At 65.3% G+C, this 23,927-nt stretch carries 22 protein-coding genes; 19 read left to right on the forward strand and 3 right to left on the reverse strand.

Going from position 1 to position 23,927, the window contains the following annotated elements; all coding sequences use genetic code 11:
* The first annotated feature begins 96 nt into the window (after positions 1–96).
* Genes uriH through AC5RUQ_RS01690 form a run of 3 tightly spaced genes read left to right on the forward strand, consistent with a single transcriptional unit; the run spans position 97 to position 3,545 of the window.
* On the forward strand, positions 97–1,161 hold the full coding sequence (gene uriH, locus AC5RUQ_RS01680; RefSeq protein ID WP_493945675.1) for a uridine-preferring nucleoside hydrolase UriH: 1,065 nt from the start codon (positions 97–99) through the stop codon (positions 1,159–1,161).
* On the forward strand, positions 1,162–2,586 hold the full coding sequence (gene uriT / locus AC5RUQ_RS01685; RefSeq protein ID WP_493945676.1) for a uridine transporter UriT: 1,425 nt from the start codon (positions 1,162–1,164) through the stop codon (positions 2,584–2,586).
* Positions 2,583–3,545, forward strand: coding sequence for a ribokinase (locus AC5RUQ_RS01690; RefSeq protein WP_493945677.1), 963 nt, complete (start codon positions 2,583–2,585; stop codon positions 3,543–3,545). The genes uriT and AC5RUQ_RS01690 overlap by 4 nt, the downstream gene beginning before the upstream one ends.
* Positions 3,546–3,589: 44 nt before the next feature.
* Here the strand turns inward: AC5RUQ_RS01690 and AC5RUQ_RS01695 are convergent, their stop codons facing one another.
* Positions 3,590–4,825, reverse strand: coding sequence for an MFS transporter (locus AC5RUQ_RS01695; protein ID WP_493945678.1), 1,236 nt, complete (start codon positions 4,823–4,825; stop codon positions 3,590–3,592).
* Positions 4,826–5,006: 181 nt separating this feature from the next.
* Between AC5RUQ_RS01695 and AC5RUQ_RS01700 the strand changes: the two genes are divergently transcribed.
* The 4 genes from AC5RUQ_RS01700 (at position 5,007) to AC5RUQ_RS01715 (ending at position 9,806) form a co-directional block, all read left to right on the forward strand.
* A complete protein-coding gene (locus AC5RUQ_RS01700; RefSeq protein ID WP_493945679.1) occupies positions 5,007–5,939 on the forward strand; it encodes an alpha/beta hydrolase in 933 nt (310 codons plus the stop codon).
* A 42-nt stretch (positions 5,940–5,981) separates the two neighbouring features.
* The gene (locus tag AC5RUQ_RS01705; RefSeq protein WP_493945680.1) at positions 5,982–6,923 is read left to right on the forward strand and encodes a carbohydrate kinase family protein; all 942 of its coding nucleotides are present in this window, start codon (positions 5,982–5,984) and stop codon (positions 6,921–6,923) included.
* A 79-nt stretch (positions 6,924–7,002) separates the two neighbouring features.
* Positions 7,003–8,295 (forward strand): C-glycoside deglycosidase beta subunit domain-containing protein, encoded by a 1,293-nt coding sequence (locus tag AC5RUQ_RS01710; protein WP_493946376.1) that lies wholly within the window; start codon positions 7,003–7,005, stop codon positions 8,293–8,295.
* A 32-nt stretch (positions 8,296–8,327) separates the two neighbouring features.
* Positions 8,328–9,806 (forward strand): C-glycoside deglycosidase beta subunit domain-containing protein, encoded by a 1,479-nt coding sequence (locus tag AC5RUQ_RS01715; protein WP_493945681.1) that lies wholly within the window; start codon positions 8,328–8,330, stop codon positions 9,804–9,806.
* Between the two features lie 88 nt (positions 9,807–9,894).
* Here the strand turns inward: AC5RUQ_RS01715 and AC5RUQ_RS01720 are convergent, their stop codons facing one another.
* A complete protein-coding gene (locus AC5RUQ_RS01720; protein ID WP_493945682.1) occupies positions 9,895–10,839 on the reverse strand; it encodes a LysR family transcriptional regulator in 945 nt (314 codons plus the stop codon).
* Between the two features lie 238 nt (positions 10,840–11,077).
* On the opposite strand from AC5RUQ_RS01720, the gene AC5RUQ_RS01725 reads away from it, so the two are divergent.
* The 11 genes from AC5RUQ_RS01725 (at position 11,078) to AC5RUQ_RS01775 (ending at position 21,950) form a co-directional block, all read left to right on the forward strand.
* The gene (locus tag AC5RUQ_RS01725) at positions 11,078–12,364 is read left to right on the forward strand and encodes an ABC transporter substrate-binding protein (RefSeq protein WP_493945683.1); all 1,287 of its coding nucleotides are present in this window, start codon (positions 11,078–11,080) and stop codon (positions 12,362–12,364) included.
* Positions 12,365–12,414: 50 nt separating this feature from the next.
* Complete coding sequence (locus AC5RUQ_RS01730; protein ID WP_493945684.1) at positions 12,415–13,374, forward strand: carbohydrate ABC transporter permease; 960 nt, start codon at positions 12,415–12,417, stop codon at positions 13,372–13,374.
* 3 nt (positions 13,375–13,377) lie between these two features.
* Positions 13,378–14,214 (forward strand): carbohydrate ABC transporter permease, encoded by an 837-nt coding sequence (locus AC5RUQ_RS01735; protein WP_493945685.1) that lies wholly within the window; start codon positions 13,378–13,380, stop codon positions 14,212–14,214.
* Between the two features lie 127 nt (positions 14,215–14,341).
* Positions 14,342–15,124 carry a TIM barrel protein gene (locus tag AC5RUQ_RS01740; protein WP_493945686.1) on the forward strand — a complete coding sequence of 261 codons (783 nt, stop codon included), beginning with the start codon at positions 14,342–14,344 and terminating at the stop codon, positions 15,122–15,124.
* Entirely contained in the window at positions 15,114–16,673 is a 1,560-nt protein-coding gene (gene carA, locus AC5RUQ_RS01745; protein WP_493945687.1) for a c-glycoside 3-oxidase CarA, read from the forward strand. Before AC5RUQ_RS01740 ends, carA begins: the two co-directional genes overlap by 11 nt.
* An 85-nt stretch (positions 16,674–16,758) precedes the next feature.
* Entirely contained in the window at positions 16,759–17,154 is a 396-nt protein-coding gene (locus tag AC5RUQ_RS01750; protein ID WP_493945688.1) for a C-glycoside deglycosidase beta subunit domain-containing protein, read from the forward strand.
* A complete protein-coding gene (locus tag AC5RUQ_RS01755) occupies positions 17,151–18,254 on the forward strand; it encodes a sugar phosphate isomerase/epimerase family protein (RefSeq protein ID WP_493945689.1) in 1,104 nt (367 codons plus the stop codon). Before AC5RUQ_RS01750 ends, AC5RUQ_RS01755 begins: the two co-directional genes overlap by 4 nt.
* An 18-nt stretch (positions 18,255–18,272) precedes the next feature.
* Positions 18,273–19,331, forward strand: coding sequence for a sugar phosphate isomerase/epimerase family protein (locus AC5RUQ_RS01760; RefSeq protein WP_493945690.1), 1,059 nt, complete (start codon positions 18,273–18,275; stop codon positions 19,329–19,331).
* A gap of 8 nt (positions 19,332–19,339) precedes the next feature.
* Complete coding sequence (locus AC5RUQ_RS01765) at positions 19,340–19,738, forward strand: C-glycoside deglycosidase beta subunit domain-containing protein (protein WP_493945691.1); 399 nt, start codon at positions 19,340–19,342, stop codon at positions 19,736–19,738.
* Positions 19,735–20,931, forward strand: a complete 1,197-nt coding sequence (locus tag AC5RUQ_RS01770) for a Gfo/Idh/MocA family protein (RefSeq protein WP_493945692.1) — start codon at positions 19,735–19,737, stop codon at positions 20,929–20,931. The genes AC5RUQ_RS01765 and AC5RUQ_RS01770 overlap by 4 nt, the downstream gene beginning before the upstream one ends.
* 14 nt (positions 20,932–20,945) lie before the next feature.
* Positions 20,946–21,950 carry a sugar phosphate isomerase/epimerase family protein gene (locus tag AC5RUQ_RS01775; protein WP_493945693.1) on the forward strand — a complete coding sequence of 335 codons (1,005 nt, stop codon included), beginning with the start codon at positions 20,946–20,948 and terminating at the stop codon, positions 21,948–21,950.
* Positions 21,951–22,433: 483 nt separating this feature from the next.
* Here AC5RUQ_RS01775 and AC5RUQ_RS01780 read toward each other — a convergent pair whose 3' ends face one another.
* Positions 22,434–23,417: a restriction endonuclease subunit R gene (locus AC5RUQ_RS01780; RefSeq protein WP_493945694.1), complete on the reverse strand. Its 984-nt coding sequence runs from the start codon at positions 23,415–23,417 to the stop codon at positions 22,434–22,436.
* Positions 23,418–23,485: 68 nt separating this feature from the next.
* On the opposite strand from AC5RUQ_RS01780, the gene AC5RUQ_RS01785 reads away from it, so the two are divergent.
* Positions 23,486–23,902 carry a hypothetical protein gene (locus AC5RUQ_RS01785; protein WP_493945695.1) on the forward strand — a complete coding sequence of 139 codons (417 nt, stop codon included), beginning with the start codon at positions 23,486–23,488 and terminating at the stop codon, positions 23,900–23,902.
* Positions 23,903–23,927 lie beyond the last annotated feature (25 nt).

The raw sequence follows: 23,927 nt of genomic DNA on the forward strand, positions 1-23,927 counted from the left end.
ATGCTGCTGACGGTGCCATGATCTCTCCTGAACGCTTTCGCTCCCCGCGCTGCGGTCAATACACCCGGCGCGGGCCCCAATGACGTGGAGATCATCGTGGAACCCACCGCCCAGTCCCTCAGAGGGCAATCCCCCGACCGCAAGAAAATCATTCTCGACTGCGACCCCGGGCATGACGACGCTGTGGCGTTGCTGCTCGCGCACGGCAACCCGGACATCGAACTGCTGGCCGTCACCACGGTGGTGGGAAACCAGACCCTCGAAAAGGTCACCCGCAACGCGCTGGCCGTCGGCACCATCGCTGGCATCACCGGCGTTCCCTTCGCCGCCGGCTGCGGCCGCCCCCTCGTCCGCAGCATCGAAACCGCCCCGGACATCCACGGCGACAGCGGCATGGACGGCCCCGCCCTCCCCAACTCCACCATCGAGCTGGACCCGCGGCACGCCGTCGACCTCATCATCGACACCGTGATGGCCCACGAACCCGGCACGGTCACCTTGGTGCCCACCGCCGGCCTCACCAACATCGCCATGGCTGCGCGCAAGGAACCGCGCATCGTTGAACGCGTGAAGGAAGTTGTCCTGATGGGCGGCGGCTACCACGTGGGCAACTGGAGTGCCGTGGCGGAATTCAACATCATCATCGATCCCGAAGCCGCCCACATCGTCTTCAACGAAAAGTGGCCGGTGGTCATGGTGGGCCTTGACCTGACGCACCAGGCGCTCGCCACCCCGGAGGTGGTGGAAAAGATTGCGGCAATCGGCACGAAGCCGGCGAAGTTCGTCACGGAACTAATGGACTTCTTCGCCCATACCTATAAGGACGCCCAAGGCTTCGACTCCCCGCCGGTCCACGATCCCTGCGCCGTTGCCTATGTCATCGACCCCACGATCGTCAGTACCCGCAAGGTGCCGGTAAACATCGAGCTGCAGGGAACCCTAACGCTCGGCATGACGGTGGCGGACTTCCGTGCGCCGGCCCCGGCTGACTGCCACACGAGCGTTGCCGTAGACCTCGACCACGAGAGGTTCTGGAACCTGGTCACCGACGCGTTGGTCACCATCGGTGAGCCCCTCGGCGGCGAGGGCGGCAGCGTCGCCAACGCGGCCGACGCCGAACGCCGGGAACCTGCCCACCTCACCGCGGGAGGCGTCAAGTAAATGACTGCCACCATTTTCGAAACCAAGGCCACCCGCGGCAACGTTACCGCCCTGATGGTCGCCCTGCTGGCGGCCTGCGTGGCCTTCCAGCTCAACGCTTCCATGCTCAGCCCGGCCCTGGTGACCATGGGCGAGGAGCTCAACACGGACCAGGCCGTTATTGGCCTCTCGCAGACATGGTTCTTTACTGCGGCCGCCCTGTTCTCCCTGTTCCTGCCCCGCCTGAGCGACATTGTGGGCCGCAAGAAGATCCTGGTGGGCATGATGCTGCTCATGGCCGTCGGATCGGTCATCGCAGCCCTCGCTCCGGACGTCACCTGGCTCTTTGTGGGCCGCATCATCCAGGGCGTCAGCGGCCCCACCGTTCCGCTCTGCCTGATCATGCTGCGCTCCGCGGTCAGCAACCCCCGCAAGTACGGGACGCTGATGGGCCTTATTACGGCCGTCAACGGCGGCGTGGCCGGCGTTGACTCGTTCGTGGGCGGCTACTTCGCCGAGCACTTCGGGTTCCGCAGCATTTTCTGGCTCATGGTGGTGCTGGCACTGGTGGCCACCGCACTGATCGCCTTCCTGGCCGGCGAAAGCAAGCCGGCCGCCGGTACGCGGATGGACTGGCTGGGCGTGTTCTTCATCGTCGTTGCCGTGGGTGCGCTGCTGACTGCCCTGAACGAAGGCGCCAAGCTGGTGGGCGCCTTCTCGTCCGGCACCCTGATGCTGAGCCTGGCGCTGGTGCTGGTGTCCGCCGTCGCGTTCTATGCCTTCTGGACCGTGGAGAAGCGGGCGAAGCAGCCGATGGTGGAAACCGTGCACCTGCGCCAGCGCTCCACGTGGGCGCCGCTGCTGACCACCACCCTGACCATGACCGGCATCTTCGCCGTCATCAACGGAATTGTCCCCGCCTATGTCCAGGCGGCCGACGGTTTCGGCGTCGGGCCCACCGAAATGTCGCTGATCATCCTTACGCCGTACGCCCTGCTGGGGTGGATCGTGGGGCCGCTCAGCGGGAAGCTCGCCCCGGTGCTGGGCTACACCAAGGTACTGCGCATCGGCCTCCTCGGCAGCATTGCGGCGCTGGCCATCATGGCGTTCTTTGGCCTGGGCAGCCTGCCCCTGATGATCGCCGGCACGGTCTTGCTGGGCATCATGTACGCCGGTACGGTCAACATCATGCTCAACGGACTCGGCGTTGTCCTCTCGCCCGCGGGGAACCCCGGCTTCCTGCCCGGCATGAACGCCGGCGCCTTCAACCTCGGTGCCGGCCTCAGCTTCCTGGTGCTCCCCGCCGTCCTGGTGGCCACCTCCGCCCTGGGTGATGCCAGGGCCTCCTACCTCACCGTGATCGTGGTGGGCCTGGCCCTCACCGTGGCAGCCTTCGCTGCCTCGCTGCTGATCCCCAAGCCGGTTGAAGCCGAGGTGGCCGAATGAACGCCACGGAAAAGGCCGGCCGGATTGTCGTCGTCGGCTCCCTGAACGCCGACCTGACCATTTACTGCGAACGCCTCCCGCTCCCGGGCGAGACCGTGCATGGCAACGGGTTCGCCGTGAATCCGGGCGGCAAGAGCGCCAACCAGGCGGTCGCCGCGAGCCGGTTGGGCGGGAACGTGAGCCTTGTCGGCGCGGTGGGTGAGGACCCCAACGGTGACATGCTGCTCTCCTCCGCTGCCGGTTCGGGGGTGGACGTCGGGCATGTGCGGACGTCGTTTGAGCCCACGGGTGTCGCGGTCATCGCCGTCGATGCCAGCGGCGAGAACAACATCATCATCTCCGCGGGTGCCAACGGCACCCTGTCTCCGGCGGACGTGGCGGAGGCCTCGGACGTCCTGGACGACGCCGCCGTCGTCTGCCTTTGCCTGGAAGTCGGCATGGAGACGGTGCTGGCAGCGGCGCAGGCAGGGCACGACGCCGGCGCAACAGTTTTGCTGAACCTCTCGCCGTACGGTGAGGTTCCGGAGCCGCTGACTGCCCTCACCGGTGTCCTGCTGGTCAACGCCCATGAGGCCGCGCTGTTCCTGGGTGACGGCGCCGCCGTTCCAGGCCCGGAGGCGGCCGGCGCCGAATGGGACAAGGTCCGGATGCGGTTTGCGGAGCGGGGGATCCGGCAGGTCCTGGTGACGCTCGGTTCGCAGGGTTCGATGGTGCTGGATTCGCTGGCCGCCGAGGGCCGGCAGGTGGTCCGGATCGCGCCCACGAAGGTGAAAGCTGTGGACACCACCGGGGCGGGCGATGCCTTCACGGGGGCCGTTGCAGTCCGGCTCGCCGCCGGCGATGCGCTCGCCGACGCCGCTGCCTTTGCCTCGGTGGCTGCTGCCCTGGCCACCACCCGGAAGGGAACGCAGGCTGCGTACCCGGAAGCGGCTGACGTGGCGCGGCTGCTCCGGAGATAGCCGCGCTCGGGTGGGGCCTTCAGGAAGGCCCCACCCGAGTCGAATCAATTGCGGGCCAGGTCCTTATCGGATCCTGCGTTGGTGCCGGCGGAGGCCATGGCGTGCGGGACCGCCAAGAGGGCAACCACGGCAAGGGCACCCGCTGCTGCGAAGACGTAGAAACCCCACGGGTAGGCGATGCCGGCGGCGACCAGGCCGCCTGTCACGGCAGGTCCTGCGATGGCGCCGACGCGGCCCACGCCGGCAGCGAAGCCGAGTGCCGTTGCGCGCAGGCGGGCCGGGAACAACTGGCTGACCCAGGCGTAAACGAGGACCTGGGAACTGAAGACGAACACTCCCGTGACGAAGACGAGGGCGTTCAGCAGGACCGCGTTGTCCACCTTGATGCTCAAGAGGCCAAGGCACACCGCCGAAAGGCCAAACCACAGCAACACGACGGGCTTGGTTCCGTGCTTGTCAGCCAGGACGCCGGCGATGATGAGACCGGCAACAGCGCCGAGGTTCAAGACAAGGAGCAGGGAAAGCCCTGCGCTTACCGGATATCCAGCGGAAGCCATCAGTTGCGGAAGCCAGGTGTTCAGCCCATATACCAGCAGCAGCCCCATGAACGACGCCGCACCGATCGCCGCGGCAATCAGGGGGTACGGCTTCTTCACCAGGTTCCGGAACCCGGTCTGCTCCTCTGTCCGGGCAGCCCGGGCGGCGGGCAGTGTCTCGGGCAGCTTGAACCACAGGAACGGCAGGAGGATCAAGCCGGACACGCCTCCCACCACGAACATGATGCGCCAGTCCGGAATGACGATCATCGCCAGGAACGCGGTGGCCACCGCACCGACGTGGTACCCGGTCATCGTGCGGGTGGTTGACTTACCGGCGGAACCTGCAGGGGCATAGTCGTTCATGTAGGCAAGGGCTGCCGGCAGGCATGCCCCAAGCCCGGCCCCGGCCAGAAGCCGGAGGGCACCAAACACGGCAACGTTCGGCGCCCACACCACCGCGAGGGCAAAGAGCGAGAACCAAAGCACGCAGGCAACCAGCAGGTTCCGGCGCCCGAAGCGGTCCGAGAGCGGGGCGATAAAGAGCGCCCCCAGGCCCACGCCCACGAGGGATATCGTGGCCACGAAAGTAGCGCCCACCGCGTCAAAGCCAAGCTCGCCGGTCTTGATCAAGGTGGGAATGACGGTGCCGAGCACCACGAGGTCAAAGCCGTCCAGGACCATGGCCAGCCAGCAGAGCCACACCGGCCAGCGGGAAGGGCGGGCGGAAGGGGAAGTTGTCATGGAATCCTCATTGATTTAGGGAAAAGAATGGAAGCAGGGCCGGTCGAGAGTTTTGCCACAACTGGTTGTGACTCGCGGCATAGTTTCCGCCCACAAGAGTACAGGCTTGTTCAATGAACGCACAAAAGTTCACTAGTCGAACATCGGTGTTCCTAGACTCGGCGGCCGGTAGTCTCGGCTCATGACTGGCTTCCGTCGTCGGACCTTCCTCGTAGGGGCAGCCGCGGCAGGTGCCGGCCTCGCCACCTGGGCAGGGGTGCCGCCAAGCGGCCAGCCACAAGAAAGAGCAACGGAGGACCCCATCAACGAAGCAGCAGTCCAGCGGCACCGGTACCAGTACGGCGATGACCCGAGCCAGTGGGGTGAGCTGTTCCTTCCCGAACTGTCCGACGGCGGGAAGCATCGCGGCGTTGTGGTGGTCATCCATGGCGGCTACTGGCGCTCGCGGTACGGGGCCGAGCTCGGGGAGCCGCTGGCCCGGGACCTGGCCACCCGCGGGCTGGCGGCGTGGAACCTGGAGTACCGCCGCGCGGGAAACGGCGGCGGCTGGCCGCACACCTTCCAGGACATTTTGGCGGGCATCGACAAGCTTGGCGAGCTCGCCGGTCCGCATTCCCTGGACCTGAGCAGGGTGGTGGCGCTGGGCCATTCTGCCGGCGGCCACCTGGCGGTGTGGGCGGCAGGGCGGGACCGGTTGGGCGGGCTGGGGCCGGAGGCCGAGCACTTCGAGGCCGGCGCGGGTACTGACGGCGTCCGTCTCACCGGGGTGGTGAGCCAGTCCGGTGTGCTGAACCTGGCTGAAGCCGAAAGGCTCAACGTCAGCAACGGTGCGGTGGCCAACCTGCTGGGCGGGCCGTCGTCGAACTTTCCTGGCCGTCACCAGTACGCGGATCCGATGGCAGCGTTGCCCCTGACCGTTCCCATTTACGCGGTACACGCCGCGGAGGACGAAGACGTGCCGCTCAGCATGTCCTCGTCCTACGTTCAGGCGGGCCGGACCGGGTCCACTCCCGCGCAGCTGGTCATGGTGCCCGGGGACCACTTCGCATTGATCGATCCCGCAGCACCCGCATACGTAAGGTGCCGGGAACTGGTCCAGGAGCTGCTGCGCTGACACGAACTGCTGCGGGAGCCTCTTCTCTGGCAAAGTATGACCATGCTCACTGTTATTGGCGAAGGCCTTGTTGACGTTGTCCAGCGCGCCTCAGGAATTGAAGCGCATGTGGGCGGAAGCCCGTTGAACGTCGCGGTGGGCCTGGCCCGCCTTGACCACCCCGTGCAGTTCATCGGCCGGTATGGCCGGGACGCGTACGGCGATTCGGTCGCGGCACACCTGCGCGCCAGTTCGGTAATGCTTCCGTTGGGTCCCGATGAGCTGCCCACCAGCGTGGCCACCGCCCTGATCGACGACGACGGCGCCGCCACCTACACGTTCGACCTCACCTGGGAGCTCCCCGGCATCGCCGACCGGCTTGCCTTTATGCTGCAGGGCACCACCCTGCTGCACACCGGATCGATCGCGACCATGCTGGCGCCGGGCGCCACGGATGTCCTCGCCACCGTCGAATATGCCCACCCGCATGCCACCATCAGCTTCGACCCCAACTGCCGGCCCAGCATCATCACCGACGTGGACTACGCGCGCCGCCACGCGGAGAAGTTCGTGTCCCTGGCGGACGTTGTAAAGGCGTCCGATGAGGACCTCGCCTGGCTCTACCCGGACCTTGACGTGCTGGACGCCGCGCGCCGCTGGTTGTCCCTAGGCGGGCCGGAAGGGCCGGCGATGGTGGTGGTCACGCGCGGGGCAGACGGGCCGTGGGGAGTGTGCCGGGCAGGCGAGGCCCAGGTGCCTGCTCCCAAAGTTGAGGTGGCAGACACCGTGGGCGCCGGTGACTCCTTTATGGCAGCCCTGCTCTCCGGACTGGTGGACCGCGGCCTGGATGGCGCCCAGAACCGCAAGGACCTGCGGGAAGTTCCCGCTGAGGGCTTGGCTGAACTTTTGGCGCACGCGGCCAAGGCGGCAGCAGTCACGGTGTCACGGCCCGGCGCCAATCCGCCCACGCGTGCCGAGTTGAACGGCGCGTCCAGGGAGAGTTAGGTAGATTCCTCACAAACTTAAGTGCGAAACCGACATAATACTGTTACGCTGGTTTCGTACCTAGAGAGAGTGAGCAATGATGCTTCTCGAAAGAGACCTCATCCAGTCAGTTGGCTTCCGCAACGTCACCGAAGGCGGGCGCGTGACGGGCTTCCAGTTCCGGGTCCGGATGCCTTCGTACCGGGGCATGGCCGCATCCCTCATCGACGGCATCGCGGTCCGCGTGGGCAACCTCGTCGACGTCGGCCCTGACGTTCCGCTATGGACGTTCGGCGGGCGGACCTACACCCTGCAGCAGCTCTGGGAGAGCGACGGCGTCCGCTGGCCCCTTGAGGAGGCGGCAGTGGTCACCGTTCCGCTCGAGGGCGGCCTGCCGCAGGGCGTTTATGAACTCGCCATTGAATTGCGGCTGCGCATGTCCTACATCCCGGTTGAACACCAGCCCACCACCCACCGGGTCAGCCGGAAAGTAACGCTGGCACCGGAAGGCGGCGACGGCACCTTCCGCTACGGCGTTTCCCTATACAGCTTTATGGGCGACTACGGCACCGTGATGGACCTGGAAACCGCCTTGGCCGCCGTCGCTGACCTGGGCGCCACGGGCGTCGAAATCCTCGGCGAGGGCCACGTCCCCGGTTACCCGGAACCTTCCCCGGCGTGGATCGACAACTGGTTCAGCCTGCTCGGGAAGTACTCCCTGGAGCCCACGAACTACGGCTCCTGGATTGACACCCGGCTGCACCCGGGCCGGACCATGACAGCGGGCGAGGGTGCAGACGCTCTGCAGCGGGACCTGAGGCTTGCCAGCCGGCTTGGCTTCAGCTTCGTGCGGCCCAAGATCGGCGTCGTCTCCAGTGACCTGGTCCCGGATTCGATCTGGACGGAGTCCGTGGAGCGTTCCCTCGACCTGGCGCACGAGCTGGGAATTATCGTCTGCCCCGAGATCCACTCGCCCACGCCCATAAAGCACCCCGTCGTGGAGGACTACATCGGCCTCATTGAACGGACCGGAACCAAGAACTTCGGCCTGCTCATCGACACTGGAATCTTCCAGGACCGGCCTATCCCGCTGCGTGAAGGGGAAACTCGCGAGACCCGGCCCGCGTTCCTGGACGGCATCGGCGTTGATCCCGCAGACTTCGCGGATATCGCCCAGTATGTGGTGTTCATCCAAGCGAAGTTCCACGACATCAACGAGCAGTTGGAGGACCAGCAGATTCCGTGGCGCCCGGTGCTGAAAGCTCTCAAGGACTCGGGCTACACCGGCTATCTCTCCAGTGAATACGAAGGCGAACGCACTCCCTGGCGTGCCATTGAGCAGGTGCGGCGGCAGCACTCCCTTATCCGCCGCATCACGTCCGAGCTTCCCTGATCCCTTCCATCCCACGAACAAAGTGAACAACCATGCCAAACGGACTTCTTGACGATTCAAGCCTCCGCGCCCATCCCGAGGGTTTCGCGCTGGCCCTTGCCCTTCCGTGGTACCGGAGCCTGTGGCTCTCCTCCGTCTCAGCCCTGCGGCTCACTGTTGACGGCCAGGAAGTTCCCACGGAGGACCTGTCCCTTGAACTGGGCGGCGTCCGCTACACCCTTCCCGACCTGCCGGCGCAAAGCGAAACCCTCTGGTACCTGCAGGAGCACCCCCTGCTGATCGCCAAGCGGGATACCCCTCTGGCCCGGGGCGAGCAGCACACGGTCCAGCTCATAGGGGAGCTGCGCCTGCCCTACATGCAGATCGCCCCGGGCCAGGACGGCGGCCCCGGCATGTACGTCCCCAACTTCGTGAACCAAACGCTGGAGCTGACCGTCACGGACAGGGCTGCCGCGGTTCCGGAACTCACGACGGCGGTCACGCCGCCTCCGCCGAAGGCCGCGGACGATCCGTTCTCGCTGGGCCTCACCCTGTACTCCGCCAGCGCCGAGTTCCGCGCCGGCTGGTACGACTTCGACGGCCTGCTGAACCGCGTGGCGGAACTGGGCATCGGCCCCGGCATCGAAATTGTGGCGTCCCAGGTCCTGCCCACCTACCCGCAAGTGACGGATGACTTCGCCCGTTCTTGGCAGGAGGCCTTCGACAAGCACGGCTTCACGTCCAGCTCCTTCGGCGCCAACCTGGACATGGGCCGCCGCCGCGACCGCGACATGACCCCGGACGAGGAGTATGAGTTCACCGAGACTCTCTTCCACGGCGCCAAGAAACTCGGCTTCCCGCTGGTCCGCATCCAGAGCGCCAAGCCGGCCCTGCTGCGACGGCTGCTGCCGCTCGCCGAGGACCTGGAGCTCAAGCTGGCCTACGAGATCCACGCACCGCTGGGCCCCAACTCCCCGGAGATTATGAAGGTCCGCGACGTGTACGCGGAACTTGACTCACCGCTGCTGGGGTTCGTGGCTGACTTCTCCTCCACCATGCACAGCATGTCGCCCACGCTCCTGCGGGCTGTCCGCCGTGCCGGGCTCGACGACGAAGCCGTCCAGAAGCTGCAGGCCATCTGGGCCACCGACGCGCCGATGCGGGCGCGGCAGGAGGAGTTTATCGGATACCTTCGCGGGCGGGGCTTCGATCCCGCCCGCCTTGGTTCCTTCGCACACCTGGCCTTCAACATGCACGGCCATGTCAGCCCGAAGGAGTGGGCGGACATCATGCCGCAGATCATGCACGTCCACGCGAAGTTCTACGACATCGATGAGCAAGGAAACGAACCGGCCATCGACTATCCGGAACTCGTCCGGGTATTCGTCGAGGGCGGGTATCGCGGCTACTGGTCCAGCGAGTGGGAGGGCCACGCCTTCGCCGAGCTAGGCGAAGTTGATCCGCTGCTGCTGGTCCGCCAGCAGCACGACCTCATCCGCAGGAGCATGCGGTCGGCGCTGGCATCGGCCTGACCCTGCCCGAATGCCTCAGTGCCCGTCAGTTTAGCCGGCGGGTACTGAGGCGTTTAAGGGCAGACAGGCGTTTGAGCGCTCACGGCGTTTACGGGGCTTCCTTGGCCGCGGCCGCTGCCACGATCTCGCCAGCCTCCTTGAACAGGTCCCGCATCCACTCGTGCTCCGAATCGCGGTTGTGCACGGGATGCCACCACAGGGCGTTGACCAGCGGCGTGGCATTGAAGGGCAGTGGCAGGATCCGCACCCCGCCCACCCGCAGTGCGAACGGCACAAGTGCGGCCTGGATGAGGGCGATGCGGTCGGTGCCCACCACAAAGTGCGGCAAGGACTGAAAGCTCTCCACCACTACGTCCACGCGGGGCTCAACGCCGAGCTGCATGATCTGGCGTTCCGCCGAGGTTGACGCCGAGCGGGTTTGGTAGGTCATCACCCAGGGAAGCTCGGCGATGTTCTTCATGGTGATGTTCTCGCCGACGGCGTTGTTGGAGGAAGAGACGACGGCGACCCAACCGTCCCGCCACAGGTCCAGGTACGGGAGCCCGGTCAGGAAGCCGTGCGGAATCACCATGCCGTCCACCGAACGGAGGCGGTTGGCGGCATCCTCCACCACCATCGGGTTGTGCAGCATAAACCGGAACCGGACGCCGGGGGCGCGCTCGGCCGCAAGCTCGGAAACCACGCGCCCGATGGTGGTAAACCCGTAGTCCGAGCCGTAGATGGAGAACTCGCGCTCTGACTCGCTGGGCTCCCATATTGCCTGGCTCTCGAAAACCCGGCGAGCGGCCTCAAGTGCTGTGGTTGTGTGCTCCGCCAGGCGCAGCGCGAAGGGAGTGAGTTCATAGGCATTGCCGCGGCGGGCCAGGATGGGATCGCCAAAATGGGCCCGGAGCCGCGCGAGCGAAGCACTCAGTGCTGGCTGGCTGAGATGGAGCCGCTCGGCCGCCCTCGTCACGCTCCGCTCGGTAATGAGGGCATCCAGCGAGATCAGCAAGTTGAGGTCGAGCCGGGAAAGCAGGACATTATTCGTCACGGCACGGCGATCTTTCAACGGTGAACTTTCGTCCCGCCAGTCTATCAGCGGCATCAATAGCGGCGGCGTAGTGCATCACACCCTCCGATGCAAGTGGGAGCTTACGCAGACCCCCGTGAAACTTATGTCTATCATCGGCAATACTTATGTGCTTTTTCTACACATCTCCTGCATACTGATGAGTGACCGGGGTCACGGCTCCCGGATGTTTTCGACAACGAAGTCAGAAAGGCTGGACATGACACAGCACCGTCGCTATTCGGGCCTGAAGGTCGGCGCCCTCGCCGTCCCCACGATCGCAGCCCTCGTCCTTACTGGCTGTTCGGCCCCCGCCGGCAGCAACGCCTCCTCCGGTGGCTCCAAGGAATTTTCCCTGTCCTTTGCTACCTCCAACACCATCGAAAGCCCATTCCAGGTCCTGGGGGAGAAGTACATGGAGGCAAACCCGGACGTGAAGATCACGTTCAACCCGCAGCCCAACGACTCCTATGACCAGACCCTGCGCACGCAGCTCCAGGCCGGAAATGCCTCCGATATCGTGGTGACTTCGCCCGGCAGCGGCCAGGGACGCAGTATCCTCCCGCTGGCGGAGGCCGGGTTCCTTGAGCCGCTGGACGATGCCGCCAAGGAGCTCCTGCCTGAAGGGAGCGCCAGCACCTTCGGCCCGGAAGGCAAGGTTTTCGGCCAGGCCACGGCCATCACCGTGTCAGCCCTGGTCACGAACGAGACTGCGGCTAAGGCTGCCGGCGAGTTTCCTGCGGACTTTGCGGCTCTTGAAGAGCAGTGCAAAACCCTCGAATCGTCCGGGAAATCCCTCTTCGCCCTTGCCGGTGCCGCGCCTCCCAACACGGGCCTTACCGCGATGTCCCTGGCAGCCTCCCGCGTTTACGGGGAAGACCCCCAGTGGAACGAAAAGCGCGCGGCCAATGAAGTCACGTTCGCAGGCTCGGAGGGATGGAAATCGGCACTGGAAGCAGTCAACACCTTGAAGGACGCGGGCTGCTTCCAGAAGGGTGCCGCAGGTGCCGGTTTTGACGCCATCACCAAGGGCCTTGCCAGCGGTACGTCTCTGGCAGGATTCATCCCGGCCACGAGCTGGAAGCAGCTGCAGTCCGCTGCTGCCGGCTCAGAATTCGGCGTGCGCGCCCTCCCGGCCGAGAGCTCGGACAAAAGCTTCGTCTACGCCAGCGCCAACTACGCCTTCTCCATCAACGCGGCCGCCAAGAACAAGGAGGCGGCCAAAGCCTTCCTTGCTTGGGCGGCTGAACCGGAGCAGACCAAGGCTTTCGCAGAAATCGACGGCGCGCTTCCGGTCACCGGCCTGGACACCTACGACTTCGAAGGCGGCGCCTACAAGAATATCGGCGACCTGATCAAGAACGGCAAGTATGGCCCCCTGCCTAACAGCCAGTGGCCTAACTCCGCCGTGTACGACGCGCTGGCCACAGGGGTCCAGGGCATCATCACCGGCCAGAAGAGCCCTGACCAGGTCCTGCAGGCCATGGACGCCGCCTGGGGCCAGTAAGCCGTTCCCATCAACGTTCCGACCACTCAAAGGGACAAGCAAGGAATACCATGACTGCGACGATGCAACCGAAAAGCGAAGCAGCAGAAGCCCCCCGGCGAGGCAGGCGCACTCCGGGGGCGGGGCAGAACACCCGCTCCCGGGGCCGCGGCCTGGAGTTCGGACACTGGTGGTGGGCCCTGCCGGGAATCGCCCTGGTGTTTGCCATCCACTATGTGGCAACCGGGATCGGCGGATTCTTCGCCTTCACCAACTGGACGGGCATCGGCTCGTTCAAAATCACCGGCTGGGCCAACTTCGAGGCCATCTTCAAGGACCCCACGAAAGTGGGGGCCCTCTCCAACACCCTTTTCCTGGCCTTTGGCTCGGTACTCCTGGGCAATATCGCCGGACTGGTCATTGCGTTGGGCCTGAACCGGGTCCTCAAGACGCGCTACATCCTCCGGACCCTCTTCTTTATGCCGGTGGTGCTCAGCCCGCTGGCCACGGCCTACATCTGGAAATACATCTTCGACTTCGACGGCCCGCTCAATGCCTTCCTTACGGCAATAGGTGCCGGCGACCAGGCGAAGCCGTGGCTGGCCGACCCGCAATGGGCCATTTGGACCGTCCTGGTGGTGCTTGTCTGGTCTTCAACCGGCTTTGCCATGGTGATTTTTATGGCCGGCCTGGCCGGTGTCCCCGCGGAAGTGGAGGAGGCGGCCGCCATTGACGGCGCCAACCTCTGGCAGCGGTTCCGGAACGTTATCCTGCCCGCCATCCGACCCGCCGTTGCCATCGCCACCACGCTGGGAATCGTCCAAGGACTGCGCGTCTTCGACCCCATCATGGCGCTCACGGGCGGTGGCCCCGCAGGGGCCACCGAAACGCTGGCCACCCAGGTCTACAAGCAGGCCTTTGCGCTCGGGAACTTCGGTGGCGGTGCCGCCCTGGCCCTGGTGCTCGCCGCCATCATCCTGATCTTCGCCGTACTCCAGCAGCGGCTGACGCGTTCGAACCCTGAGGACTAAGCCATGTTCCGCTACACCAAACTCACCCTGCTCCGCGAAGTCGGCCTGTGGGCACTCGCCCTGCTGTTCCTTACGCCGTTCTACTTCCTGGTGACAACTGCACTGAAGCCGGACACCGAGTTGTTCACCACCTCAGCCCTGGCTCCGCCAACAAGCCCTGACTTCAGCAACTTCATCGACGTCCTCACCGCCACCGGCAACTCCAATGTGGTGATGGGCCTCGTCAACAGCCTCATCATCACCGCAGGCAGCATTGTGGGACTTATTGCACTCGGCTCCATCACCGGATACGTCATCTCACGGAGCACCCGACGCTGGAGCAAGGGCGCGTACTACCTCTTCCTGGTGGCCATCATCCTGCCCGGCCAACTCGGCGCCGTACCGCTGTACATGGGTGCACGCGCCCTTGGACTCACCGGATCCGCCTGGGGCCTGATCGTCCTCTACACGGGCATGCTCCTGCCGCTGTCGATCTTCCTCTACGCAAACTTCTTCCGTGGCCTCGGCACGGACTATGAAGAAGCGGCAACCATCGACGGCGCCAGCAAATCCCAGATCTTCTCCAAGGTGGTGTTCCCCATGATGGCTCCCGCCACGGGCACGGTGACCATCTTCGCCGGGCTCATCGTGTGGAACGACTTCTTCACGTCGCTGATCTTCCTGGGCGGCTCCGCCAACCAGACGCTGCCGGTGGCCATGTACTACTACATCGGCTCCCTGGTCTCCCAGTGGAACTCGATCTTCGCCATTGTCATCGTGTCCATGATCCCCATCCTCGCCCTGTTCCTGTTCGCGCAGAAGCGATTCATCCAGGGATTCTCCGGCGGCCTGAAGGGCTGATCCGCAACGGTTGACCACCGCTCAGCGTTTCGAACGCTGCGCGGCGGCCTTTCACACCCAAAAACTGGTGGATCCGGGCGCTGATGGCCCACAGTCCAGCTCACCTTCCTACTTCAAGGAGAAATCCATGTACCAACTTGCGCCCAATATCGACCTCCTGTTCTCAGAAGCAGGGGACAGCGCCGCAGACCGGGTCCGCGCAGCAGCCGCCGCCGGCTTCGACGCCGTGGAAATGTGGGGCCCCACCGGCAAGGACATTCCCGCGCTCAAGGAAGCCCTTGAGGAAACCGGAGTCCAGCTCACCGCCCAACTCGCCGAACCCCGCATGCAGTTCATGATCCCGCCCAAGGACCACGCACCCTTCTACACCGGCCTCGAAGCCGGCGTCGAGGTGGCACAGCAGGTCGGCTGCCCACGGATCGTGGTGGGCAGTGGCACCGGCTTTGGCGGACGCAAGCGGCAGGACCAGCTGGACGAACTGATCGAGATCTTCACCCGCGGCGTGGCGCACATCGAGGGTTCGGGCATCACCCTGGTCCTCGAACCGGTGAACATCCGTGTTGACCACCCCGGAGCCCTCCTGGACCGGACCTCGGAAGCTGTCTACGTCGCCAGGGGCGTGGAGTCGCCGAACTTCGGCGTCCTCTACGACCTCTACCACTCCACGGTGGAGGGCGAGGACGTGGTTGCCGAACTGGCCAACGCCGGGGACCTCATCAAGTACGTGCAGATCGCCGATGCCCCGGGGCGCGGGGAGCCCGGGTCGGGTTCCATCGACTGGACCGCCCGGATCGCGGACCTTCAGAACAGCGGCTACACGGGCCCGATCGGGCTGGAGTACTACCCGACCATTGACTCGGCAAAGTCCGTCCGGCGCATCCAGGAACTGGTGGCGGGCCATGGGCGGTAACCGCTACCCCGCACGGGTCGACGTCGCCATCGTCGGCAGCGGGCCCACAGCATCGGCCTATGCACGGATCCTCAGCGAGGAAGCCCCCGGCACCACCATCGCCATGTTCGAAGTAGGCCCCACCGTCAGCAATCCACCCGGGGCGCACGTCAAGAACATCGCGGATCCTGACCGCCGGAGCATCGCCCAGCGCGCTTCCGAGGGGCCGGGGGCAGGGGCAGCAACGATCACCTCCCCCGGCGCCGCCAAGAGTGGAGAGCGCCGGGCCAGGGCAGGCACGTACCTCCTACCGGACGGTTACGCCTTCCCCGGAGAGGACGGCATGCCCGTCGCCGCCATGTCCAGCAACGTGGGAGGCATGGCGGCGCACTGGACCGCCGCCTGTCCTCGTCCCGGAGGCACCGAGCGCATTCCGTTCCTGCCGGACCTGGAGCAGCTTCTCGACGACGCCGACCGCCTGCTGGGCGTCACCACCCACGCCTTCGACGACGCACCGTTCTCGGACCTCGTCATCAGCCGCCTGTCGGCCGTCCTGGACGAGGGCCGCGACCCTGCGTTCCGCGTCCAGCCCATGCCGCTTGCTGTCCACCGGCGGGAAGACGGCGGCCTCGTCTGGTCAGGCTCCGACGTCGTGATGGGGAACGTCACCCGCGAAAACCCCCAGTTTGAGCTCTTTGACGAGTCGCTGGTGACCCGTGTGCTGGTGGAGGACGGAATTGCCTCCGGCATCGAAGTCCAGGACCGCCGCAGCGGCGAAACCCATCACGTGGCCGCCCGCTATGTTGTTGTGGGAGGGGATGCGCTGCGCACGCCGCAGCTGCTGTGGGCTTCCGGCATCAGGCCCGACGCCCTGGGCCGCTACCTCAATGACCAGGCGCAGGTGGTGTTTGCGAGCAGGCTGTGCGGCGTTTCCGCCGAACACGTGACGCGGGCCGCTGCCGGTGCCCTGAGCGAGCAGAGCGGCGTGGCGTGGGTTCCCTACACGGACGCGGCACCCTTCCACGGCCAGATCATGCAGCTGGATGCGTCCCCGGTCCCGCTGGCCGAGGATGATCCCATTGTTCCCGGATCGATTGTGGGACTGGGCCTGTTCTGCGCCAAGGACCTGCAGCGGGAGGACCGGGTGGCCTTCGACGACGACGCGCGCGACGCCTACGGAATGCCCGCCATGCGCATCCACTACCGCCTCACCGAGCGGGACCACGAGGTGGTGGAGCGCGCGAAGCAGGAAATCGTCCGCCTGGGCAAGGCGGTGGGTGACCCTCTCGACGAGCGTCCGTTCGTGATGCCCCCCGGAGCGTCCCTGCATTACCAGGGCACGACGCGGATGGGCGAAACGGACGACGGCGGGAGCGTCTGCTCTCCCGACAGCCAGGTCTGGCAGGTCCCCGGCCTCTTCGTGGCCGGCAATGGCGTTATCCCTACCGCCACGGCGTGCAATCCCACGCTGACGGCGGTGGCGCTCGCCGTGCGCGGTGCCCGCAAAATCGCAGGAGGACTGACCAGCGCTTTACTTATGTCTGAATCAGACAATAGAATGGTTAAATAATGAAGAAGTGGCAGCGTCTAGCCCTTTCGTTCAATCACAGGCATTTCATTCACCGGCAAGGCATGCCGCAGACAAGGAGGTCTCGATGATCGCCGATCGCATAATCGAGCAGGGAACACTCAGTACCCAGGACGGCCGCACCGCCGTCGAAGTCCGCATCCCCTGGTACCGCGCCCTTCCTGGCTCGTGCATCGCCGGGGCAGCACTGACGGTTGACGGCGTTGCCGCCCCCGAGGACTCGCTGCGCTGGACCATGAACAACCGGACGTTCAGCTTTGAGGAGCTCGTGGACGAGACCGGCGAATGGTGGTTCCCGCTGGATTCGGCCGTCCTCTCCGGCGACCTTCCCGTCCAGGATTCCGATGCAGAACATGAGGTCCGGGTGGACCTGAAGCTCTACATCCCGTACATCATCACCGACCACGGCGTGCTGCATATCGAAGAGCACGACACCAAGACCATGAAGGTGGCACAGCGATGACCAGCCTCGGCACACCGATCCAGGGCGTCACCCTTTACAGCTTCACCCGCGCCTTCCACGCCCGGCAGTACGACCTCGACGGCCTCATCCGTAAGGTGGCCGCCGAAGGCTTCGGTCCGGGGCTTGAGGTCATCGGATTCTCCAGCCTCCGGGGCTTCCCGGACCGCATCGATGACGCTTTCGTGGGCCAGTTCCGCGACCTGGTGGCTGAGGTGGAGCTGGTCCCCACGTCCCTCGCAGTCAACGTAGACACGGGGATCCGCCGGGACCGGCTCATGAACCACGACGAACTGGTCGAATACATGCGCAAGCAGATCGAGGTGGCGGCCAGGCTCGGCTTCCCGATTGCCCGTGTGCAGATCTCGCTGACACCCGACGCCATGGAAAGCCTGCTGCCGGTCGCCGAGAAGTACGGCGTCACACTGGCCTTGGAAGTCCACGCTGACCAGCACGGCGCCCACGAGCGCGTTCTTGCCCTCCGCGACCGCTACGAAAAGCTCGATTCCCCGTTGCTGGGCTTCACCGCCGACTGGGGCGCCACCGTCACCGGCTTTGCCCCCTCCCTGCTGGAGGCCTACCGCCGTCGTGGTGCATCCGAGGACCTGCTCCAGCAGGTTGTTGAGCTGTGGCACGGCTTCTACGCGGAAGGTCCCCCCAACACACAGAAGGTCCATGGTGAGCGCTTCGGTGCCTTCATCGGCCTGGCCGCCCGCAACGGCCGGCCGGACCTCGGCATCGACTTCGGCATCAACGGAACAGGGCTGTTCGGTCCCGCACCGCTTGACACCTGGCTGGAAATCATGCCGTGGGTCCGCCACGTGCACGGCAAGTTTTTCGGCATCGACGAGAACGGCGAGGAGCCATCGGTTCCGGTGCGCGGCCTGGTTCGCCAGCTCGTGGACAACGGCTACACCGGTGCCATCTCGAGCGAATATGAAGGCTGGCACTGGAACAACTGGCAGGATCCGTTCGACATCATCCGCGCGGAGCAGGCCGTCCAGCGCTCTGCCGCGGCTGACGCCGGCTCGGCAATGATCACCGACGCCTCAGAAGCGCGCCGCCTCCTCAGCAGCCACCTCGCCCAGCCCGTCCGCGGCTGAAACAGAAGGAACACACACATGTCAGAAGGCATCGCAGGCTCGGGCATCGAGCTTGGCATCACACTCTATTCACTCACCTCCGAGTTCGCCGCCGGGCTCTACACGCCGGAGACGCTCATCAAGGCCGTCGCCGATGAAGGCCTTGGCCCCGGCGTCGAGTTCAACATCGCGCAGATGCTCCGCACCTACCCCGATGTGGACGAGGACTTTGTCCGCTTGTGGCGGGGCAGCATGGACCGTTACGGCCTGACCCCCAGCGCCGTGGGCACCAACCTGGACATGGGCCGCCGCAAGGACCGGGACATGACGCCGGACGAGGAGTACGACTTCTTCGCCAGGCAGCTCAAGACCGCCAACACGCTGGGGTTCAACAAGATCGTCATCCGATCCGCCGGCAAGGAACTGCTCCGCCGGCTGCTTCCGCTGGCCGAGAAGTACGACCAGAAGCTCGGCTACGAGATCCACGCGCCCCAGGGCCCCAACGATCCCAAAATTCTGCAGATCCGAGAAATGTATGAGGAGCTCGGCAGCGACCGGCTGGGCTTCACGGCAGACTTCAGCTCCACCATGCACAGCCTGTCGCCCACGCTGTTCCGCACCCTGACCCAGATGGGCCTGCCGCAGGAGCACTTTGCGGTCATGCAAGACATCTGGCGCAAGCCCCTGCCTATGCAGGAGCGGAACCAGGAGTTCGAGGACTACCTGCGCGAAAAAAACTTCGATCCCACCCGCTTGGGCCCCTTCACCCGGCTGGCGTTCAACATGCACGGACTGGTCCCGCCGGAGGAATGGCTGGACATCATGCCGCAGATGTTCCACGTCCACGCGAAGTTCTACGACATCGACGAGAACGGTAACGAGCCCGCCATGGACATCCCGCGCATCGTGCGGCAGTTCGTCAAGGGCGGCTACACCGGATTCCTCTCCAGCGAATGGGAAGGCCACGCCTTCGCCGACCTGGGAGAATCGGACCCCATCGACCTGGTCAAGAAGCAGCATTCGCTGATGCGCCGCGCCATCGAAGAATCCGTTGATGCAACTGTTTCCAACCCGGCCCTCGTCGAGACTGCGAAGTAAGGAAAGCCATGGCAACCCACAACTCCCTGTTCCAAGACGCTGACGTCCGCAGGCACCCCGAGGGCATTTCAGTGTCCGTTCAACTGCCCTGGTACCGCAGCCTCTGGCTGTCCGCCGTGGACGATGTTGCGGCCACAGTCAACGGCGCGGTGATCCCCAAGGGAGCCCTCCGCTTCGAACTCCAGGGAGTGTCCTACTCCATCGCCGAACTTCCCGAACAATGGGAAACGCTGTGGTTCGTCGCCGACAAGCCCGATGTGATCATCCCGCTGGACCGCATCCCCGACGCCGGCGAGGAGATCGACGTCGAAGTCATCCTCACCCTCCGCCTGCTCTACATGCAGATCGCGCCCATGCGCTACGTCGGAAACCGGGTGGCGGTTGAGCGCAAGGTAGTTCTGGCATGAACACCCTGCGCGTGGCCATGATCGGTTACGGCTTTATGGGTGCCGCCCACTCCCAGGGCTGGCGCACGGCTCCGCGGGTGTTCGACCTGCCGGCGGAACCGGAAATGGCGGTTGTGGTGGGACGGAACGCCGAAGCGGTGGCCGCGGCCGCCCATAAGTGGGGCTGGGCTGAGTCTTCACCAGACTGGCGCGAGGTGATCGCCCGGGACGATATCGACGTCGTTGACATTGTCACCCCCGGTGATTCCCATGCAGAGATAGCTATAGCGGCGCTGGAAGCCGGGAAGCACGTCCTGTGCGAGAAGCCGCTGGCCAATACGGTGGCCGAAGCCGAAGCGATGGCCGAAGCGGCGGAGCAGGCGGCAGCACAGGGCATCCGGTCGATGGTGGGGTTTACTTACCGCCGCGTCCCCGCCGTCACTTTCCTGCGCGACCTCATCGCTGAAGGCGCCGTGGGGACTGTTAACCAGGTACGTGCCTCTTACCGGCAGGACTGGCTCGTTGATCCCGAGATGCCGCTGGCCTGGCGCCTGCAGAAGGAGCACGCCGGCTCCGGTGCGCTGGGGGACATCGGTGCCCATGCCATCGACCTGGCCCAGTTCGTCACCGGGCTGAACCTGGAGAAAGTGTCCGGCACCATCGACACCATTGTGAAGGAGCGCCCCCTTTTGGAGGACTCAACTTCCGGCCCCGGGCTTTTCGGTACTGCCGGGGTGGGCAAGGGCCAGGTGACCGTGGACGATATTGCCATCTTCACCGGTCGCTTCGAATCGGGCGCCCTGGCGTCGTTCGAGGCTTCGCGCTTCGCCACCGGACGGAAGAACGCGCTGCAGATCGAGGTCTCGGGGGACAAGGGCGCTCTTGCCTTTGACCTTGAGGACCTCAACAGTGTCCAGTTCTATGACCGGACGGCACCCGCGGACCGCCAGGGCTTCCGAAAGATCCTGGTCACCGAAGCGGAGCACCCCTACGTCTCCGCGTGGTGGCCCGCCGGCCACATGCTCGGCTACGAGCACGGGTTCTCGCACCAGGTCAAGGACCTCGTGGAGGGCATCGCGGCCGGCACGGACCCGCAGCCCACATTCGCTGACGGGCTGAGGGTGCAGCGGGTGCTCGACGCCGTCGAACGCAGTTCCGACAATGATTCAGCCTGGACCCGCGTCGCTTCCGGCGTCACTGTGCAGGCCGGGTAGGAAGGGGAAGTTAGATGGCACGACCCATTACTTTGTTCACCGGCCAGTGGGCCGACCTGCCGTTCGAGGAGGTGGCGCGGCTCGCCGGCGAATGGGGCTACGACGGGCTGGAGATCGCGTGCTGGGGTGACCACCTGGACCCCTGGCGTTGGGACGACGACGCCTATGTCCAGGGAAAGCTCGACATCCTGGAACGCCACGGCCTCAAGGTGTGGACCATCGCCAACCACCTCAAGGGCCAGGCTGTCTGCGACGACCCTATCGACGAACGGCATCGCGGCATCCTGCCGGACGCCGTATGGAGCGACGGCGATCCTGAGGGAGTGCGCCGCCGCGCCGCCGAGGAAATGAAGAACACCGCGCGGCTCGCCGCCAAGCTCGGCGTGAAGAAGGTGACCGGCTTTACCGGCTCGTCCATTTGGAAGTACGTGGCGATGTTCCCGCCCGCCTCAGAAAAGATGGTGGACGCCGGGTACCAGGACTTTGCCGACCGGTGGAACCCCATCCTCGATGTCTTCGACGAGGTCGGCGTCCGGTTTGCCCACGAGGTGCACCCGTCCGAAATTGCGTACGACTACTGGACCACGCAGCGGGCGCTGGAGGCAATCGGGCACCGCGAGGCCTTCGGGCTGAACTGGGATCCGAGCCACATGGTGTGGCAGGACATCGACCCCGTGGGGTTCCTCTGGGACTTCAAGGACCGGATCTACCACGTGCACTGCAAGGACACGAAGAAGCGGCTCAGCAATGGGCGCAACGGGCGGCTGTCATCCCACCTGGCATGGGCTGATCCGCGCCGCGGCTGGGACTTCATCTCCACCGGCCACGGTGACGTTCCCTGGGAGGACGCGTTCCGGATGCTGAACTCCATCGGCTACCGCGGCCCACTGTCCGTGGAGTGGGAGGACGCCGGGATGGACCGCCTGGACGGAGCCCCCGAGGCTCTGGCGTTTGTGCGCAGGCTCTCCAGCTACGAGCCCTCCGCGGCAGCCTTCGACGCCGCCTTCAGCACCAAATAACACCACCCAGCACAACACGGTTACAGCAGAACGGCCGGCTCCGGAACTCCGGGGCCGGCCTCTGTTGTTTAGTCTGTCAGGTCGTGGAAACCCTCCATCACCTCCTGCAGCAATTCGGCGCACCCTCCATCACCTCCTGCAGCAATTCGGCGCACCCTCCATCACCTCCTGCAACGAATCGGGGAACCCTCTATAACCTTTGGGTTTGCCCGGGGCTACCGCACGCACACGGCCGGGGAGCGCTCCAGTTGGACTTCATCAGGATTTGATGGAGGGTGGCCGGGAAAGCGGCGGGAGGTGATGGAGGGGTGGCCGGGAAAGCCGCGGGAAGTGATGGAGCGTTGCCGGGAAAGCGGCGGGAGGTGATGGAGCGTTGCCGGGAAAGCCGCGGGAGGTGATGGAGCGTTTTCCTTCCGGGATCGGGTTTCGAGGGGTTCAACCAACGAAAGAGGTTTCGACGGGTTCAACCACCGATGGGAAAGGTTAAACCAGCGCTGCTTCCGCCAGGGCCAGGTGCCGCCGCGTCATTTCGGTGGGGTCGTCCTGCAGCCACTCGTGGCCGCCCCACTCGCTGGTGAGCGTGCCACTGAAGCCGTTACGGCGCAGGAGGCCGCCCAGGTCCCGCAGCGGCTGCGAAACCCGCCCGGCGTCGTCGTCCAGGTCCCAGAACTTCAGGTGGAAGGCGCCCACCAGGGGCAGGATGCCCTGCAGGTCCGCAGCGTCGCTGCGGCCAAAGCGGATCAGCAGGTTCATAAAGAGGGTGTGGATCCGCGGCGGCACGTTTCCTGAACGGAGCAGGGCGGTGACGGCGTCGAGGGTAGCCGGATCCCGCCAATCACTCTCCAGGCGCACCAGAAGATCCGGGGAAACACCGCCCTGCCGCAGCTCCTCGAGATAGGTGACCGGAGGGGCCGGCATCAGCATGCTGATATCCACGAGCACCCGTACATGGCCATCTGCGAGCGTCGCGATCGCCTCCAGTGCAGGTTCGACGCCGGGACTTCCGGGGGTCTGCTGCCCCTGTATTTCCTCGTACAGCACCAGGTCGAGCTCGTGCAGGAGCGGCTGCACCAGCGTGAGGAGTTCTGTCCCCGCCTGTCCGATGGGCAGCCGGACTCCGCGGGCTCCCACCCGGTGGGCGGCATGCAGTTGGGGGACCAGGAAATCCAGGCGCTCCTGCAGGGAGCGGCGGTCCGTGGGTGACGTGTAGTCGTCCAGGCTTGCCCCCACAATGCTGACCGCTCCGCCCTTTGCCGCCAGGGCATCGCGCAGGCCGTCAACCTCGTCATTCTGCGGAACGGGGAAGGACCGCCACACCAGCCCGGGCTCGAGCTCTACCGTCTTTGCCGCCGAGTCCGCAATGCCGGCGACGATGTCCTGCGCCGTCCGGCGGGCGGCGAGGATGTCCGGAGTCCAGTTGAAGGAGCTGGCGCAAAACGTCCAGCTGCTGGGAATTTCGGGAGCCATAGGGCGTCTTCCCCTTTATGCTTGTTAATGACAAACTTATGTCAGATTCAGGATAAAGGATGGAAGCCATGTTGGAAACCGCCTTGCGCGAAGATGCGCTGACCGCCACCCAGGGAGGCTTTGAGCTCCGGATTGGCCTGCCGTGGATCCGTTCGATGCCATTGTCCAGCGTTGCCGGCCTGTTAGTTGACATCGACGGCGTTCCGCTTGCGCCGGGGGAGTTGGCGGTGGTGCTCGGGCCCCGCACCGTGCCGCCTGATGCGTTGCAGGCAGAGCCCGGCTGGTGGTTCGTGCAGGACAGGCTCGTTCTGGCGGGCCGGCGTGAACTCCCGCGCGGACCGAGCGCCATTGCCGTCGCCTTCCGGCTGATGGTGCCCTACCTGCAGGCACCTCCTGGCTCTCCGCTGGTCCTTCCATTTCGCCTGGAGGCCCGCTTGGAGCTTGACCGGGTGTCGGTCCCCAGCGTGTCCCTAGACGTGGCCTGAGGAGGTCCGGGCCCCGCCGCGGCGG

This window comes from Arthrobacter sp. MDT2-3 (assembly GCF_059090465.1).

What these genes read in the sequence shown, in the direction of transcription:
- uriT (WP_493945676.1), top strand. Translation starts at nt 1,162, where the DNA reads ATGACTGCCACCATTTTCGAAACCAAGGCCACCCGCGGCAACGTTACC.
- AC5RUQ_RS01690 (WP_493945677.1), top strand. Translation starts at nt 2,583, where the DNA reads ATGAACGCCACGGAAAAGGCCGGCCGGATTGTCGTCGTCGGCTCCCTG.
- AC5RUQ_RS01695 (WP_493945678.1), bottom strand. Translation starts at nt 4,825, where the DNA reads ATGACAACTTCCCCTTCCGCCCGCCCTTCCCGCTGGCCGGTGTGGCTC.
- AC5RUQ_RS01700 (WP_493945679.1), top strand. Translation starts at nt 5,007, where the DNA reads ATGACTGGCTTCCGTCGTCGGACCTTCCTCGTAGGGGCAGCCGCGGCA.
- AC5RUQ_RS01705 (WP_493945680.1), top strand. Translation starts at nt 5,982, where the DNA reads ATGCTCACTGTTATTGGCGAAGGCCTTGTTGACGTTGTCCAGCGCGCC.
- AC5RUQ_RS01710 (WP_493946376.1), top strand. Translation starts at nt 7,003, where the DNA reads ATGCTTCTCGAAAGAGACCTCATCCAGTCAGTTGGCTTCCGCAACGTC.
- AC5RUQ_RS01715 (WP_493945681.1), top strand. Translation starts at nt 8,328, where the DNA reads ATGCCAAACGGACTTCTTGACGATTCAAGCCTCCGCGCCCATCCCGAG.
- AC5RUQ_RS01725 (WP_493945683.1), top strand. Translation starts at nt 11,078, where the DNA reads ATGACACAGCACCGTCGCTATTCGGGCCTGAAGGTCGGCGCCCTCGCC.
- AC5RUQ_RS01730 (WP_493945684.1), top strand. Translation starts at nt 12,415, where the DNA reads ATGACTGCGACGATGCAACCGAAAAGCGAAGCAGCAGAAGCCCCCCGG.
- AC5RUQ_RS01735 (WP_493945685.1), top strand. Translation starts at nt 13,378, where the DNA reads ATGTTCCGCTACACCAAACTCACCCTGCTCCGCGAAGTCGGCCTGTGG.
- AC5RUQ_RS01740 (WP_493945686.1), top strand. Translation starts at nt 14,342, where the DNA reads ATGTACCAACTTGCGCCCAATATCGACCTCCTGTTCTCAGAAGCAGGG.
- carA (WP_493945687.1), top strand. Translation starts at nt 15,114, where the DNA reads ATGGGCGGTAACCGCTACCCCGCACGGGTCGACGTCGCCATCGTCGGC.
- AC5RUQ_RS01750 (WP_493945688.1), top strand. Translation starts at nt 16,759, where the DNA reads ATGATCGCCGATCGCATAATCGAGCAGGGAACACTCAGTACCCAGGAC.
- AC5RUQ_RS01755 (WP_493945689.1), top strand. Translation starts at nt 17,151, where the DNA reads ATGACCAGCCTCGGCACACCGATCCAGGGCGTCACCCTTTACAGCTTC.
- AC5RUQ_RS01760 (WP_493945690.1), top strand. Translation starts at nt 18,273, where the DNA reads ATGTCAGAAGGCATCGCAGGCTCGGGCATCGAGCTTGGCATCACACTC.
- AC5RUQ_RS01765 (WP_493945691.1), top strand. Translation starts at nt 19,340, where the DNA reads ATGGCAACCCACAACTCCCTGTTCCAAGACGCTGACGTCCGCAGGCAC.
- AC5RUQ_RS01770 (WP_493945692.1), top strand. Translation starts at nt 19,735, where the DNA reads ATGAACACCCTGCGCGTGGCCATGATCGGTTACGGCTTTATGGGTGCC.
- AC5RUQ_RS01775 (WP_493945693.1), top strand. Translation starts at nt 20,946, where the DNA reads ATGGCACGACCCATTACTTTGTTCACCGGCCAGTGGGCCGACCTGCCG.
- AC5RUQ_RS01780 (WP_493945694.1), bottom strand. Translation starts at nt 23,417, where the DNA reads ATGGCTCCCGAAATTCCCAGCAGCTGGACGTTTTGCGCCAGCTCCTTC.
- AC5RUQ_RS01785 (WP_493945695.1), top strand. Translation starts at nt 23,486, where the DNA reads ATGTTGGAAACCGCCTTGCGCGAAGATGCGCTGACCGCCACCCAGGGA.